The organism is Pseudothermotoga hypogea DSM 11164 = NBRC 106472 (assembly GCF_000816145.1).
In the GTDB taxonomy this organism is placed as follows: Bacteria; Thermotogota; Thermotogae; order Thermotogales; family DSM-5069; genus Pseudothermotoga_A; species Pseudothermotoga_A hypogea.
In genome coordinates, this window is the sequence record NZ_CP007141.1 from 1,848,947 (window position 1) to 1,864,597 (window position 15,651).

The 15,651-nt window shown below is 49.0% G+C and carries 17 protein-coding genes; 12 read left to right on the forward strand and 5 right to left on the reverse strand.

Annotated elements, in window-relative coordinates; genetic code table 11:
* Positions 1-55: 55 nt before the first annotated feature.
* Complete coding sequence (locus AJ81_RS09065) at positions 56-991, forward strand: hypothetical protein (RefSeq protein ID WP_051368766.1); 936 nt, start codon at positions 56-58, stop codon at positions 989-991.
* 2 nt (positions 992-993) lie between these two features.
* Here AJ81_RS09065 and AJ81_RS09070 read toward each other — a convergent pair whose 3' ends face one another.
* The 4 genes from AJ81_RS09070 to AJ81_RS09085 form a co-directional block, all read right to left on the reverse strand.
* Positions 994-2,130: an ROK family transcriptional regulator gene (locus AJ81_RS09070; protein WP_031502389.1), complete on the reverse strand. Its 1,137-nt coding sequence runs from the start codon at positions 2,128-2,130 to the stop codon at positions 994-996.
* Positions 2,130-2,981, reverse strand: a complete 852-nt coding sequence (locus tag AJ81_RS09075; protein ID WP_031502387.1) for a carbohydrate ABC transporter permease — start codon at positions 2,979-2,981, stop codon at positions 2,130-2,132. Before AJ81_RS09075 ends, AJ81_RS09070 begins: the two co-directional genes overlap by 1 nt.
* 1 nt (position 2,982) lies before the next feature.
* Positions 2,983-3,867, reverse strand: a complete 885-nt coding sequence (locus tag AJ81_RS09080) for a carbohydrate ABC transporter permease (RefSeq protein ID WP_051368764.1) — start codon at positions 3,865-3,867, stop codon at positions 2,983-2,985.
* Positions 3,868-3,932: 65 nt separating this feature from the next.
* Positions 3,933-5,186, reverse strand: a complete 1,254-nt coding sequence (locus tag AJ81_RS09085) for an extracellular solute-binding protein (protein WP_031502383.1) — start codon at positions 5,184-5,186, stop codon at positions 3,933-3,935.
* A gap of 289 nt (positions 5,187-5,475) precedes the next feature.
* On the opposite strand from AJ81_RS09085, the gene AJ81_RS09090 reads away from it, so the two are divergent.
* The gene (locus AJ81_RS09090; RefSeq protein ID WP_031502382.1) at positions 5,476-5,913 is read left to right on the forward strand and encodes an OsmC family protein; all 438 of its coding nucleotides are present in this window, start codon (positions 5,476-5,478) and stop codon (positions 5,911-5,913) included.
* Between the two features lie 34 nt (positions 5,914-5,947).
* Here the strand turns inward: AJ81_RS09090 and AJ81_RS09095 are convergent, their stop codons facing one another.
* Positions 5,948-7,177: a PQQ-binding-like beta-propeller repeat protein gene (locus tag AJ81_RS09095; RefSeq protein WP_031502381.1), complete on the reverse strand. Its 1,230-nt coding sequence runs from the start codon at positions 7,175-7,177 to the stop codon at positions 5,948-5,950.
* A gap of 250 nt (positions 7,178-7,427) precedes the next feature.
* Between AJ81_RS09095 and AJ81_RS09100 the strand changes: the two genes are divergently transcribed.
* The 10 genes from AJ81_RS09100 (at position 7,428) to prmC (ending at position 15,643) form a co-directional block, all read left to right on the forward strand.
* Positions 7,428-8,600: an ABC transporter substrate-binding protein gene (locus AJ81_RS09100; protein ID WP_031502379.1), complete on the forward strand. Its 1,173-nt coding sequence runs from the start codon at positions 7,428-7,430 to the stop codon at positions 8,598-8,600.
* Positions 8,601-8,604: 4 nt separating this feature from the next.
* Entirely contained in the window at positions 8,605-9,483 is an 879-nt protein-coding gene (locus AJ81_RS09105; protein WP_031502377.1) for a carbohydrate ABC transporter permease, read from the forward strand.
* Positions 9,480-10,304 (forward strand): carbohydrate ABC transporter permease, encoded by an 825-nt coding sequence (locus AJ81_RS09110; RefSeq protein ID WP_031502375.1) that lies wholly within the window; start codon positions 9,480-9,482, stop codon positions 10,302-10,304. The genes AJ81_RS09105 and AJ81_RS09110 overlap by 4 nt, the downstream gene beginning before the upstream one ends.
* 13 nt (positions 10,305-10,317) lie before the next feature.
* Complete coding sequence (locus AJ81_RS09115) at positions 10,318-11,544, forward strand: glycosyltransferase (RefSeq protein ID WP_031502373.1); 1,227 nt, start codon at positions 10,318-10,320, stop codon at positions 11,542-11,544.
* Between the two features lie 37 nt (positions 11,545-11,581).
* Positions 11,582-12,685, forward strand: coding sequence for an ROK family transcriptional regulator (locus tag AJ81_RS09120; RefSeq protein WP_257008779.1), 1,104 nt, complete (start codon positions 11,582-11,584; stop codon positions 12,683-12,685).
* Positions 12,686-12,848: 163 nt separating this feature from the next.
* Positions 12,849-13,481, forward strand: coding sequence for a peroxiredoxin (locus AJ81_RS09125; RefSeq protein ID WP_031502370.1), 633 nt, complete (start codon positions 12,849-12,851; stop codon positions 13,479-13,481).
* Positions 13,482-13,536: 55 nt separating this feature from the next.
* The gene (locus AJ81_RS09130; RefSeq protein WP_031502367.1) at positions 13,537-14,025 is read left to right on the forward strand and encodes a ferritin; all 489 of its coding nucleotides are present in this window, start codon (positions 13,537-13,539) and stop codon (positions 14,023-14,025) included.
* Between the two features lie 5 nt (positions 14,026-14,030).
* Positions 14,031-14,516: a ferritin family protein gene (locus tag AJ81_RS09135; protein WP_031502365.1), complete on the forward strand. Its 486-nt coding sequence runs from the start codon at positions 14,031-14,033 to the stop codon at positions 14,514-14,516.
* A 12-nt stretch (positions 14,517-14,528) separates the two neighbouring features.
* Positions 14,529-14,828 (forward strand): metal-sulfur cluster assembly factor, encoded by a 300-nt coding sequence (locus AJ81_RS09140; RefSeq protein ID WP_031502364.1) that lies wholly within the window; start codon positions 14,529-14,531, stop codon positions 14,826-14,828.
* The gene (gene prmC / locus AJ81_RS09145) at positions 14,825-15,643 is read left to right on the forward strand and encodes a peptide chain release factor N(5)-glutamine methyltransferase (RefSeq protein ID WP_051368763.1); all 819 of its coding nucleotides are present in this window, start codon (positions 14,825-14,827) and stop codon (positions 15,641-15,643) included. Before AJ81_RS09140 ends, prmC begins: the two co-directional genes overlap by 4 nt.
* Positions 15,644-15,651: the final 8 nt, after the last annotated feature.

Genomic DNA, 15,651 nt, shown 5'->3' on the forward strand with positions numbered 1-15,651 from the left:
GATGCCGCCAAATTTTTTTGTGATGTTACCGATAAGAAATGGGAGGCAATTCAGGATGAAAATAGGAAGCTATCACGTGACGATGACCTCGCTGAACAGACATGAGCATTTGGTACAGAGACACGAGCGATTCCGGATGATTCGCATCGTTCAGCAGGAGCCAGCGAAGGTAGAACCGGCAAAGATCGAAATTAAACTCAGCGAAAAGGATAAGGCGAAACTCAAGTTAATCAAGGCGATCCTGGAGAAACTCACAGGTCGCAAGGTGAGATTGTTTTTGCTGGAGCTCGCCGAATCAGGAGGTTCTGACACGGCGGAACCGGGCGCCACGAGAACTCAAGTCGGCGTGATTTACGAACGGAGCGAATATGAGAGACAAAGTGAGTCGACCACTTTCGCTGCGAAAGGTTACGTCGAGACGAAGGATGGTCGGAGGATCGAGTTTGAAATCAGCTTTCATGCCAGCAGAACGTTCGAAAGAAGCGAGATGTTCAGGTTTATGAGTGGAAATCTACAGGATCCATTGATCTTAAAACTCGACGACGCACCGCTGGAATTTTCGGACAAAAAACTGACGCTGGATCTTGACCTGGATGGTGTACTTGACAATGTTCGTTTGCCGAAGAATGCCGTACTGTTGGTGTTAGATTCAAACGAGAATGGTCGGTTGGACGACGCTCACGAGTTGTTCGGGCCTTTGACAGGAAACGGCTTCAAAGAACTGGCCTTGTACGACGAAGACAAAAACGGCTGGATCGATGAATCCGACGGCATCTTCGTAAAATTGAGGGTTTTAAAGACGAACCAGGAGAGAGTCGAACTGGTGTCTTTGCTCGAAGCAAACGTGGGAGCCATTTACCTGGGTTCTGTGAGAACATTTTTCAGCCTTTACGATGATGAAGGACTCCTGGGCAAACTCAGCTCCAGTGGCGTCTATCTAACGGAAGATGGTCGTGTGAGAACGATCCACCAGCTCGACTTGAAAGTTTGAGTTCAGATCACGAAGAGTTCCTTTTGAACGTAGCACACCGCACCCATCACTACACCGAGCTCTGCAAGTTCTGCTCTCTTGAACTGAACGTGTTCGAGTATTTCCGCAGGGACCGTTTTGGAAACGATGGGTTCGATCTTTGCCAAGATCTTGTCATATTGGTTGTAACCGATGCCACCAGACAAAACGACGACGTCTGGATCAAGCAAACACAGTGCGTTCGCTATCGCGAGTGCTAAATGTTCACAGGCAACGTCGAAGAATTCGTTGAAATCTGTGTGTGACTCGAGTTTTTCGAAAACCTGATTCAACGTGGATCGAATTCTTCTCTCCTTGAGGAACTGCTCGAACGTGTATCCGGAGAACCACCTTTCAAGCCTACCAAACCGGTATTCAACGTCTTTTTCTGCAGACCAATCCGTCACGAGATAGCCTATCTCACCCGCCATGCCTCTCGCACCCGTGTAGAGGGTTCCATTCAGAATCAGACCCGCCCCAGTCCCTGTGCCGAGCGCCACAAGAAGGACATTCCTCAAACCTTTGGCGGCTCCCTTCCACATCTCGCCAAGGGCGTTCAGAGTAACATCGTTTTCGACAAAGACGGGTACGTTGAATTTTGTTTCAAGTATCTTCTTGAGTGGAACGTCTCTCAAATCGAAAGCTGGGATGTATCTAACTTTTCCCGTATTGCGATCACAAGTACCTGGTACACCCACACCGATACCGAGCAACTCGTAATTGTGACACTTCATATCCGTGAGTAAGCTCGAAATTTGATCTACAAGATCATCGACGGATCGGATTCTGTGAATCTTTCGCTCGATCTCATGTTTCATGTTACCGTCCAAATCTGTTATCGCTGCGCGTATCTTGCTGCCACCAACGTCAATACCCACGAGGAATTTCCAGTTTGGGTTGAACTCGAGCAACGTAGGACGCTTTCCACCCCTCAGCGTGCTTTTGCCCTTTTTCGATTCCCTCACGATGCCTTCTCTGATCAGTCTCTCCACGGCTTGTGAAACGACGGGCTTACTCAAACCCGTTTTGACCGCTATGTGCGCTCTCGATATCGGTCGGAACTGCCTTATGCACTCGAGAACTTTGGCTTCGGAATTTTTCAGGACCAGTCTGGCTTTCATCATTCTTTCACCGCTCCTTTGGCGAGCCCTTCGATCAAGAAGTTCTGGAACAGAAGGGCAAAGATTATAGGTGGAACCATCGAAACGATACCCGCAGCGCACATGAGCGGATAATTTGTGTAAAAACGACCCATGAATTCAGAAATGCTTATGGGCAGAGTCTTAGCTTTCAAGCTCGAAGTCAGAACCAGAGCAATTATGAATTCGTTCCAGGCTGAGAGAAAGACAAATATACCTGAAGTGAAGAGGGCGGGTCTGGACATGGGAATCAATATTTTCCAGAGAACCTTCACGTATCCACAACCATCTATTATTGCGGCTTCTTCGACCGATACGGGTAACCTTCTGAAGTAAGAACTCATGATCCATATGGCAAAAGGCAGGTTCAACGCGGTGTATATCACAGCGAGGGACGTTTTGCTATCGAGCATACCAAGCCGGGCCAGTGAGAGGTAGATGGGTATCACAAGAATGACGGGCGGTAACATCTGTGTCAAGAGCACGAAAAAGCTTATATATTTTCTCAACGGCACCCTTAATCTCTCTATTGCGTAGGCGGCGAGGATCGCCAAAAGGAGCGTTACGATTGTGACGCTGACACCGATCGTCAGGCTGTTGAAAAGTGTGACTCTGATCTGCGAGGCCACACCATAGGCGCCCTGTCCTAATCCCAGGGCCTCTCTGTAATTCTTCAATGTCGGTCTCGGGGGAAACCAAGTGCGAGATGTTTGCATCAGATCGACGTCGAGAGAAAGGCTGGTCACAAAAGTCCAGTAAATGGGGATCACGGAAGCTCCGACGGCGCAGATGATCACGATCAGAATCAAAGCTCTGTGAAGTTTCGCGTTCATGTCACTCCTCACCTGCCTCTGTCGCAAAGGCTCGTCTGAAGACGAGTACGATGAGAGCAACTATACCCAGGAGTATGTAGGACATCGCCGTGGCACGCCCGAACTTGTAGGATTCGAAAGCGGTTCTGTATATTTCGTAAGAAACAACACGTGTTCTTCCGGCTGGTCCACCACCGGTCACGGCATAGATCAGTTCAAAGAGCTTGAAGGTGAGAATCGTTTTCATCACCAGCAAAAGCTGCGTGAAAGGTTTCAACAGAGGCCATGTTATGTGTAAAACTTGCTGCGTCCGAGTAGCACCGTCTATCTTTGCCGCCTCGTACAGTTCATCGGGTATGGACTTCATTCCACCCAGATAGATGATCGTGGCAAAAGCAGTTCCTTGCCACAAATTTGCGAGTATAAGAGCCCACAGGACGAGCTTCGGGTCGGTCAACCAGTAGGCGTTCTTTTTTATGATCCCGAGACTGAGGAGCGTTTGATTTATGAAACCATAATCGGCGTTGAATGCCCACTTCCAAATCAAAGCGTGGACGATCGGGGGCAAGACGTACGGGAGCAAGATCGCTCCTATGACTAAAGATCTGAGTCGGAACTTGCGGTTGAGTGCAAGCGCAGTTATGAAACCCAGAAACATCCCCGCGGTGATATCGGCAAGCACGAAGTACACAGTGTTTAGAAAAGATCTCCACCAGGATTCATCTCGAAGAATCGATAGGTAATTGTCGAATCCGACGAAACTTGTGATAATCCTTCCGGCAAAGAAACGAACGTTAAACAAACTCAGATAGAACGCGTGTGCCAGTGGAAAGGCAAGGACCACGAAGAGTATCACTAAGGACGGTGACATCAAGAGATAGCCAATTACTCTTTTGCGTTTTTCCAAGGCTCTCTCACTCTCTTCTCAAGAATCTAAAGGGTGGGGCCTGCCGGCCCCACCCTCCCAGTTGTTCATTTCTTCCTTCCTTTTTCGTATTCAGCTTTTATCTTTAGTGCAGCCTGTGCAGCAGCATCGAGTGCCGCTTTTGGAGATTTTTGCCGTGTCAGTGCCTTGTGGAGTTCCTCCTGTAAAGCGTTGGAAAATTCCAAATACCATGGCACCCTGGGTCTGTGGACTATGTACATGGCTTGCTCGTACATTTTGTCCAATCCTCTGACAGTGTTCTTGAACTCAGGATTCTCCCAGACGGATTTCCATCCTGGCACGATACCCGCCTTCAAAGCAGCGTCAAGGGCACCCTCCGGTCCTGCCAGGAACTTTATGTACTCGAAGGCTTCCTTCGGGTGCTTCGTTCCGTAAGATATCGCCCAGCCCATGGGACCGGAAACAGTGTAAGGATGTTCGCCATCCACAGACGGCATCAGACCTATCTCCCACTGACCGACGCCTTTGGAGATCTCGGGATTGTCGAGGTCCACCAAAGGTATTCCCCACATCATACCGAAGGCGATATCGTTGTTGAAGATAGCTTTGTAAACTTCGGTTTCGGTCCAACCGAGCGATGCTGGGTTCACGATCTGATGCTTGTAGATCATGTCGATCATAAACTGGAGAGCCTGAACACCTCTTTCATCGTTGAAAACGGGATTCAGATTCTCATCGAAGAACCTACCGCCGAAGCTCGATAGAATCGCCACAAAGTCGCACACCAAGGACTCCTTCTGCGCCCACGACCAGGCCGAAGCGTACTTCACGATTCCGGCGTCCTGAAGCTTCTTGGCCAGTTCCACCACTCCATCCCATGTCTTGGGGAATTCGTCGTAACCCGCTTTTTTGATCATTTCTCTGTTGTAGACGAACGACTTCCACTCGGAAACCCACGGCAGACCATACCATCTTCCCTGATAGGCCATGCCATCGAGCGCAAAGGGTATCGCATCTTGCTTGAGATCTTCTGTCAGCCATTCATCAATGGGCAGGACCCAACCGTTCTCAACGTACAGCGGTACTTCGACACAGTCGATAATGAAAATGTCGTACTGCTCACCACCGGCCAGCATGGAAGCAATGAGTTTGATGTTCTGATCGCGTCCGTACGGAACCACAGTGATGTTCACACGAACACCTGTTTGATCGTAGAATTTCTGGTTTCGCTCGATGTAATAGCTAAGATCTTCAGGACCGAAGATGGTGTTGAGCTCGATAGTCTCGGCGAACAAACTCACGATCACCATGGTGAGAATAACCACAAAGACCTTCCTCATGTGAACCCCTCCCTTGGGTAAAGTAGGTTAGAAAGTTTACATAACTAATTTTACGTGAAGCCCTTGTTAAGTTCAAGCAGGATAAACGCTGGATAATGTCCATGATGACTGATTCTTCAAGATTGCGCTTGAAAAGGTGCACTATTCTCTCTTTTTCTATCTATAGCTTCTGAAAGCTCGATCTGAGACTTGTGCTCGCTTCCCATCAGATCTCCGACAACGTATGGAAAATTCCGAGCAACGTGGTCCTAATATCAGATCGGTATCATCAAGATGCGGAGGTGAATTTATGGATCTCAAATTCTCGATCAGTGCAACGTCTGAAACTCCAACCAGGACACAGGTAAAAGCGAGAAATTTCACGATGTACGTGGATGAACCCCCACAACTTGGTGGGGAAGACAAAGGAGCGAACCCAGTTGAGTATATGCTCGCAGCGCTGGCTGGTTGTTTGAACGTGGTCGGTCACATGGTGGCCGAAGAGATGAACATCAAACTGGACGGGCTCACGATAGACATCGAGGGTATTCTCAACCCCGCGAAGTTCCAAGGAAAGTCCGACGCAGAAAGGGCGGGTTACAAAGAAATCAATGTGACGATCAGAGCGAAAACAAATGCACCAGACGATGTCCTGAAGAAATGGATTGAAACCGTCGAAAGCAGATGCCCCGTTTCGGACAACATAGCGAATCCAACGCCTGTGAAATTCAACGTGACCAAGGTTTGAAACAGAGGCCCAGCACGCTGGGCCTCTTTCTCCTTCACTTCAACCTGACTCTCAAAACCAGTGCGTCTCCCTCACCATGCGAGCGAGATCTCAGAGCGAATGAGCGTGAATACGAAACACCCGCGAGGTAATAACTTTCTCCATCGGAAAAAACCGCGTAGGCGACGTCGTCCAGCAACGCCCCAAGACACTTAACCCACATGGGTTCACCATTTTCATCAATCTTCAATACTAAATAATCGCCACCACCCTGTTTCTCTACACCGTGCACAGTGTCAGACCATGTGGTTCCCACCAAAAGATAGCCGTCTTCAACTTTGATGATTTTCTGAGCTATGTCGTCACGAGCACCACCGTAGGCCTTTTGAAATTCGATCTCCCCGCTGGCATCGAGCTTGATCAATACAAAATCTGCCTTACCAAAGAGACTCATTTCTTTCGACCAGCTCGTTCCGAGCACGAGACATCCTCCATCATCTGTTGTCAGAACGTCGCTCGCTTGATCCCAGTCGTCACCACCGAGTCTTTTCTGCCAGACGAGATCACCACTTTTCGAAACCTTGAGGACCCACATGTCGGTAGAACCGTTTTCAGCGGGTTTGGTCAGCCCGACGATGTAGTATCCATCGGTTGCTCTGTCAACGCCGATGGCAGAGTCCCAGCCGCTCGAGCCGAAACTCCTTTCCCAGACGATATTTCCGTCCTCATCAACTTTCACCGCCCAGACATCCTCGTTGCCTGCTTTCGTCGTGTAACCAACAAAGACATATCCATCATCCTCGAGCAGATCGAGTGCCGACTCGTAAGCCTGGGTGCCGTAACAACTTTTCCACTGCAAGTTTCCGTGAGCATCGTATTTCAGAAGCCACACGTCCTGACCTCCGAATTGTGCAGAAATCTCACCATCGTTGGAACTGCTGATCGCGGCAACAATGAATCCACCGTCTTGAGTTCTCTCAACGCAGTTTGCTCCTTCTGTGCCCGTTGAGCCAAGCTCCTTGTTCCAAAGAAGTTTTCCGCTCTTTGAGAGTTTCAGCATCATAACATTTTGATCGGATGGTATTTTTCGCGAGGAAGTCCAGCCGACAATCACGATTCCATCATCCACACGTGCAAGATCGTAGGCGATATCCCTGCCGGTTTTTCCAACGAAACGAGACCAGAGAACATCTTCGTCGCGCTTGCGGTACGTCGCCGAAACAAGGAACGCCGCGAAGATTCCAGCTATGAACAGGAGGTTGACGAGCCAACCGGATCTGCTCATGAACATCCCCCCCGTTGCGACAGTATTTTACACCCTCCAAAACGACTGAGATGAGTCTGAGCGTAAGCATTTATAGAACTGGTTGGGAACTTCTGGAAAGAAGAAACGGAATCATCGCTTCTTGAGCCGGAGACGAAGTTAAAGACGGGCAAATTTTGACCCTTGACAAGTTACGAGTACGGTGGTATTATTTCTGTAGACTTAATTCATGTTACGAAAAAAGTATCTCAAACCGAGGGGGTGTGCTGGTATGTCAAGGTTGTTGGTAGTAGCAGTTCTGCTCCTTGCCACCGTCCTGAGTGCTGTAACACTCACCGTCATAGGTCCTTGGGCCGGCCCAGAAATGGAAAAATTCATGCCTGTGCTTCAGGAGTTTGAAAAGCAGACGGGCATAAAGATCGAGTACAAGATCTACAGGGCCGAAGACCTGGCGAACCTTTTGCCGGCACAGTTTGCAGCCAAAAAGGCTCCGGGAGACGTCATATTCATGTGGGCGAGCTTCATCAGAGAGTACGGACAGAAAGGTCACATTCTAACGTTAAACGGTGTTCTCGACGAAACGAAGTTCCTGCCCGGAGCACTGGATGCGGTAAAAGTTGACGACAAGCTTTACGGAGCAGCGTACACTGGAAAAGTAAAACCCGGTTTCTGGTACAGAAAGTCCTTCTTCGCAAAGCATGGACTCACGCCACCAACCACATGGGACCAATTCGTTGAACTACTCGAGAAGATCAAGAAAATACCAGGAATCAAGGCTCCAATTGCGAGTGGAGATGGGGTTGGTTGGCCTTTGTCTGACGTAACGGAGCACTTCTTGATCAGTTTCGGTGGACCCGAGTTGCAACTCGATCTCATCGAAGGTAAAGTCAGATGGGACAGCAATCTGGTCATGAAGGGCATGAACAAACTGGTTTCGTTGCTCAAGAACAAGTACTTCGGTGAGCCAACCGAATGGACGCTCGTTTTGAAGCAATGGTGGAATGGCGACTACGCACTCTACTTCATGGGAAGCTGGATCACAGGCATGGTAGAAGATCCGAATGATCTTGGCGTTTTCGCACTGCCTGGAGCGAACGGTGTCGTGTTCGGCGCTGATTATGCGTTCGTGCCCAAGTACACTCAGTATCCTGAAGAAGCAAAGAAGCTCATCGCCTGGCTCTGTGGTCCGGAAGGTCAGGCGTTACAGGTCAAACAGGGCGGACACGTCGCCACGGCTGTCGGTATAGACCTGTCGAGCTATCCGCCCGTTGATAGAGAAGTCGCAAAGATCATACAGGGCGTCACCGCACTGCCGGACCTGGACGACTCGATCGGTGGAGAGTTCCAACCCACGTTCTGGGATCAGCTGAAACTGCTCTGGGTGGCACCAGACAGACTGAACGACGTGATCAGAACGCTTCAGGAGAAAGCTCCAAAGAAGTGATTTCATGAGAAACAGGGCAAAGTACGTGGCCTTCTTTGTCGTACCAGCTTTCGCGCTGGTGGGGATCTTTGTCGTCTATCCTGTCGCAAGGACTGTGGTTCTGAGCTTTCTCGATTCGGATGGCAAATTCGTTGGTCTGGAGAACTACATAAGGGTATTGTCGAGTAGGGAAATTATCAATCTTGAGGGCCTCTCGAGGGGCTTTCCCCTGGGGGCCCTCGTTCACAACTTGTTGTGGATAGCCATACACCTTCCACTGACGCTCGCGTTGGGACTTGTCCTGGCAGTTTTGCTGAGGAATGTGCGTGGAGGTGCCGTGATCAAGTCCATCATTTTTCTCGGAATGGTCATGCCAATGATCGTTGGAGGTGTGATGATCAACTTCATGTTCGATAGAAATCTGGGTATTTTCAATGCTTTCCTGAAAATTTTCGGAATACCAGCAAAGAGCTGGACTGCCTATCCAGACACCGCGCTGCTCGCACTGATTTTTGGCTCGGTATGGCTCTGGGTTGGCTTCTCCACCGTTCTGTATTCGGCTGGTCTTGAGACGATCCCAAAGGATCTCTACGAAGCGGCACAGCTCGATGGTGCTTCTGCTTTGAAGATCTTCACGAAGATAACGATTCCCATGCTTAGACCCATAACAATCGTCGTTGTCACTATGACCTTGCTTTGGGAACTCAAGGTTTTCGACATCGTTTACGTGGCCACGATGGGAGGACCTGGTGGAGCTTCCAACGTGCTGGCTTTGCAGATGTACACGTACGCTTTCAGGGCTATGGATTTCAATAGATCTGCGGTGGTTGCGGTGCTTTTGATGATGTCAACCTTGCTTGTTAGTCTACCTCTGCTCAGAACGTTGAGGGATGATCAATCATGAAACCAAGAAGCATGTTCGTTTCCTTGTTAGGATGGCTTGTTGCACTCGTTTGGATCCTGCCGTTCATGGGCGTTCTCATGACGGCGATCAGACCACTGGACGAGCTTCTCAACGGCTGGTGGAATTTCGCAACGTTCCGGCCAACCATCAACAACTTTTCAGGCGCCTGGAATCACCCGACCGCAGCCCTTTCGAGAGGCATGCTGAACTCCTTGATTGTTGCGATTCCCGCAACGCTCTTACCGCTTTTTCTGGCAACGATGGCGGGCTATGGGCTTTCGAGGTACAGATTCAAACTGAGGACTCCTCTGCTCGCACTCGTGATCATTGCGCTCGCCCTGCCACAACAAACGATCGCCGTTCCTATATTTCAGATGATGAACGCGTTGAACCTCGTGGACACTTACCTTGGATTGATCATCGTTCACACCGCCTGGGGTATTCCTTGGATTGCATTCTTCATGAGAAATTTTTTCACCACGATTCCAAAAGCTATGGAAGAAGCTGCGAGGATAGACGGTGCGAGTGACATAACCATCTTCTTCAAGGTGGTGTTACCGCTCGCGATGCCTGCCATAGGTTCGGCCTTCGCGTTGCAGTTCACCTGGGTCTGGAGTGATTTCTTCCTCGCGCTGATCTTGATATACTCACCTGACAAACTTCTCGCCACACAGCGTATCCCACTGATGAGAGGCGTGTACCATGTGGATTGGGGCTTGCTTTCGTCTGCTGCCATTTTAGTTATGGTCGTTCCCATTGTGGTCTATCTGGTCTTGCAGCGTTACTACATCAAAGGTATGGTTGGCTGGTCCCTCAAATGAGAGGAGGAAGTCCATGAGAGTCAAAGTCGCAGAGAAATCCATAGAGGAGTACCGAGGCTTGGTTGAACAACAGGTGGAAGAGATCAAACAGCTTGCCACATCTCTCAAGGGTTTGAAAGTGGTTCACATCAACGCAACAGCTTACGGCGGTGGCGTGGCTGAGATACTGCAGAGCCTGGTGCCGTTGATGAACTCGGTCGGTCTGAAAACGGAATGGCGGGTTATAGAAGCGCCCGGAGAATTCTTCAACGTCACCAAGAAGTTCCACAACACCCTGCAGGGAGCGGAGATTCCCATCACGGAAGAAGAATGGAAACTCTACGAGGATGTGTGCAGGGCCAACGCTGAACTGATCGACGGGGATGAAGACATCGTGGTGATCCACGATCCTCAACCGGCCGCGATCAGGTCCTTCGCAAAAGCGAAAGCCAGTACGAAGTGGATCTGGCGCTGTCACATAGATCTTTCAACACCGAATCAAACGGTGTGGAATAGGTTTTCCTCGTACGTGAGCGATTACAACAGAATGATCTTCCATCTGGAAGAGTACTTCCCGAGCAACGTGAAAGAAAAATGTCGGGCCTTTCCACCGAGCATAGATCCTCTCAGTGAGAAGAACATCGAGCTGAACGAGAATTTTGTCAGAGAGGTCTTGAAAAAACTCGAGATAGATCCACAAAGACCTCTGATAACTGTTGTGGCCAGGTTTGATCCGTGGAAAGACCTTTTTTCGGCTATAGATGTTTACAGACTCGTCAAACGTGAGGTTCCCTCCGTCCAGCTTGCGATCGTTTCTGCAATGGCTTCGGACGATCCTGAAGGCTGGATCTTTTTCGAGAAAGTCCTACGCTACGCCGGAACAGATGAGGACATAAAGTTTTGCACGAACCTGAAAGGGGTTGGAAGCAAAGAAGTGAACTCGATACAAAGGAGCAGCACAGTTGCGTTGCACACAGCCACCAGGGAAGGCTTCGGACTGGTTATCAGTGAAGCTTTGTACAAGAGAGTGCCCGTGGTGGCGAGACCCGTCGGAGGTGTGAAGATCCAAATCAAACACGGTGAGAACGGTTATCTAACGTGGGAGAAAGATGAACTTGCGGGATATATACTCGAACTGATGAAAGACGAGAATTTGAGAGGAAGAATGGGTGAACAGGGAAGAAAAATCGTGCTGGAGAAGTTCATCACGACGGCGAACCTCATGAATTACTTGAAGACGTTTCTCGAAGTTTTGGGGTGAGAAGTTGCCGGCCCCAGCTCTGAGAAAAGAGAACAAGTTGCGCGTGTTGAAGTGCTTGTTTGAGCATGGGCCCATGTCACGAGCGGAGCTTTCGAGCCTGACAGGCCTTTCGGCAAGCACACTGAGTTACATCGTTCGAGAACTTTTGAACGAAGGTTTCATCGACGTCGCAGAGACCGAACCGAGCAGGGGAAGACCTTCGCAGTTGCTCCGCATCGATGCTTCTCGCTGGTCTGTCATTGGTATCAAGGTAGGACGAGAAGAGGTGCGAGGAGTTCTCTTCGACGCAGCGATGCGTCCTGTAAGGAAAAGCTCGATTCGCATCTTTTCGCACATGAGAAACAACGAAGGTTATGCTTCCGCAGTTTTAGGAATTGTTAAAGAGCTCAAGAGCGAAAGGTTGCTCGGTGTTGGGATCTGTTCGTCCGGTATAGTTTCAGGTGGCGAGATCGTCGTTTCGCACCTCATGAACGTGAGAAGGCTCGATATCAAAAAACTTCTCGAGACTTCTTTGGACATCGGCAACGTTGTCTTGATGAACGACGTCGACGCACTCGCATATTTTTTGTCCAACCACGAAAAAAACGACTTCCTCGCGGTCAGTTACGGAACGGGAATAGGTGCAAGTTTTTGGAACAACGGACACGCAAAACACTTTGAGATAGGACATGCGATCGTCGCGAGCGAAGGAAAATGCTACTGTGGGCAAACTGGTTGTCTCGAATATCATTCTTCTGAATACGCCGTGATCAAATCTTACCTTGGAAAAGACATAGATTTCGAAGATTTTGCTATGAACGAGGAAGAAAAGTACAGATCCATCGTTGAGGAAATCAGGGCGAAGGCCCGATCGAATTTCAAGTCCATGGAAATTCATTACATTGAACCCTTCAGGAGGTTGTCTCTGGTTCTTGGAAATCTGATCATGGTGCTCAAACCGAGCTCTGTCGTGTTTCTGGGAGAAGGCATCGTGAACGACGATATGGTGAGGTTGTTAAAACGATGTGTTGAGGAAAAATTCAACGCGGAGTTCATAGGCGATGTGGATTTCCAGCTCGCTCACGCGAACTGGGAAGAAGGCGTTGCACTCGCTACTGTTCGAAAATTCCTGCCGAAAGTGTTGTCATCGTCCATTTGGTAAAGATAGAGAGCGCAGGCTTTGACCTGCCCTTGCATTTTTTGGGCGTGGGATCTTTACTTTTTGGTATGAGAGTAAACGTTGAGTGTTGTTATGTATACAATATGAATCACCTCCATACCGTGGGGTATAATATAACTGCAAAGCAAAACAGGGAGGTGTCCTTATGGCGATTCCGTTGATAGGTGAAAAGTTTCCAGAGATCGAGGTGGTCACGACACACGGCAAGATGAAGCTTCCAGATGCTTTCAAAGGTAAATGGTTCGTTCTGTTCAGTCATCCTGCAGATTTCACACCTGTGTGCACGACCGAGTTCGTGGCATTCCAAAAGAGGTACAACCAGTTCAGAGAACTCGGTGCAGAGCTGATTGGACTGAGCGTGGATCAAGTGTTTTCGCACATCAAGTGGGTTGAGTGGATCAAGGAGAACATTGGCGTGGAGATCGAATTTCCAATCATTGCAGACACCGGAAAAGTTGCTGAGATGCTTGGAATGATTCATCCAGCAAAGGGAAGCAACACCGTCAGGGCCGTGTTCTTTGTCGATCCAAATGGTGTCATACGTGCGATACTGTATTACCCCCAGGAAGTTGGAAGAAACATGGACGAGATAGTAAGGATCGTCAAGGCCTTCAAGGTTGCCGACGAAAACAAGGTTGCTATACCGGCGGACTGGCCGAACAACGAACTGATCGGTGATGAAGTCATCGTTCCACCAGCGACGAGCGTTGAAGAAGCTGCCAAGAGGAAAGAACAGTACAAGTGCTTCGATTGGTGGTTCTGCCACAAAAAAATATGAGATCGAGGCCCCGCTGGGGCCTTTTTCATATAATTCTGTTAGGAGGTGTTGAGTCATGATCCCCAAGGAGATCGAAAAGGCTTTCAACGAGCAGATCAAGAAGGAACTCGATTCGGCTTATCTCTATCTTTCAATGGCCGCATACTTTGAACACGAAAATCTCGAAGGAATGGCCCACTGGATGAAGAAACAAGCCCAGGAAGAAGTTGGTCACGCGATGAAATTTTTCGAGCACATCAACGAGCGTGGTGGAAGGGTGGAGTTGTACGCACTGGACGAACCAAGGAAAGATTGGTCTTCGCCGTTGGAAGTCTTCAAACACACTTACGAGCACGAGCAAAAAGTTACGGCAAGCATAAACAACCTCGTTGATCTTGCAAGAAAGTTGAACGACAGCGCTTCCCTTGTCTTTTTGAACTGGTTCGTTAACGAGCAGATTGAAGAAGAGGCAAATGCCCAGAAGATTTTGTCTTTGCTCGAGCGTATAAAAGATAGCTTTGCTGGTATAATAATGCTTGATGCACAATTAGCAAAGAGGGAGTGATCTTCATGTTCAACATCGATGAGATTTTCGAAATGGCCGAGCAGATCGAAAGAAACGGCGTTGTTTTCTACAATAAAGCTGCTGAGATGTTTCCAGAATACACCAAAAAGAACATCTTTTTGAAGCTTGCAGAGATGGAAAAAGAACACGAGAAGAGGTTTCATCAGATGAGACTCGATCTCGCTAACAAGGAAAGAGAGATCTCTCAGTTCCTCGATCCTCAAGGCGAGGCTGCAGCTTATCTGAGAGCGATGGTGAGTGGTAAGGTGTTCGACGCAAAGCTCGATCCAACAACGAGATTCAACCAGGTCAGATCGCTCTCGGAAGTGCTGAGAATAGCGATCGACGTTGAAAAAGATTCGATAATCTTCTACCTGGGCCTGAAAGAAATGATTCCACAGGGACTCGGTAGGGACAAGATCGGTCTGATAGTTCGTGAAGAGATGTCTCATGTAACAATACTCAGCGATCTTCTCGAAAAACTTTCTTGAGGGGATGTTAGCTTGATCACGAAGGAAAAGGTACTTGAAGCTTTGAAACAAGTCATTGATTTCGAGATAGGTTTGGACATCGTGAACCTCGGGCTCGTGTACGATGTGGCCATAGACAACGAAAACAACGTGACGGTCACGATGACGATGACAACACCAGCGTGTCCTCTGGCTGGGCTCATCTTGCAGGATGCTGAAGACAAGGTCAGGCAGATCGAAGGCGTGAAAGATGTCAAGATCAACCTGACATTCGATCCACCCTGGACACCCGACAGAATGAGCGAGGAGATAAGAAAAAAGTTTGGGATATGAAACTGAGAGAGCTTTACACGATTCTCAAAGACGTCCTGAAAGAGGCCTCCGAATCGCCAGGTTCGGAGGCTTTGTCCATACTCAGCAAAGTTACCTCCCAGACCCGCGAAAGGTTGCTGATGAACTTCGAAGAAGAAATTCCCGAGAAAGTGTGTCAAGTGGCGATCTCACTCGCGAAGAAACGCGCGAGTGGCTATCCACTACAGTACATAACAGAACGATGTTATTTTTACGGCTTGGAACTCCACGTGTGCGAAGGGGTGTTCGTGCCACGCATCGAGACGGAAATCCTGGTCGACTTGGCTTTGGAACTCATCGAAGAAAGGCGTTTCAAGGTGGTGGCGGACATAGGCACCGGTACGGGCTGCATAGCTATAGCGATCGCGCTCAGAAGTGAAGGCGAAGTTTTCGCAACGGATGTGAGTGAAAAAGCCCTCGAGGTTGCCAAGCGTAACGTTGAACGGTACAGAGCACGTGTCCAGCTTCTGAAGGGTGCATATTTGACTCCCTTGCTGCCTGTCCTCAGTGATGTTCAACTCATCGTTTCGAATCCGCCGTACGTTCCAACAGGTGCCAAACTACCACTCGACGTTTTAAGAGAACCACACGAGGCACTCTTTGCCGGTGAAGATGGACTCGAGTTCTACCGAAATTTCTTTTCCGATCCTTCCCTCCTCACTCGAAAAACGATCATCATGGAGATGTCACCAGAACAGGAAGATCCATTGAGGGCTTTGCTCAAAGATCTTGGAACGATCACTTTCTTTAAGGACCAGTTTAACAGAACGAGGTTCTTCAGACTCGACGTTGCATGATAGAATAA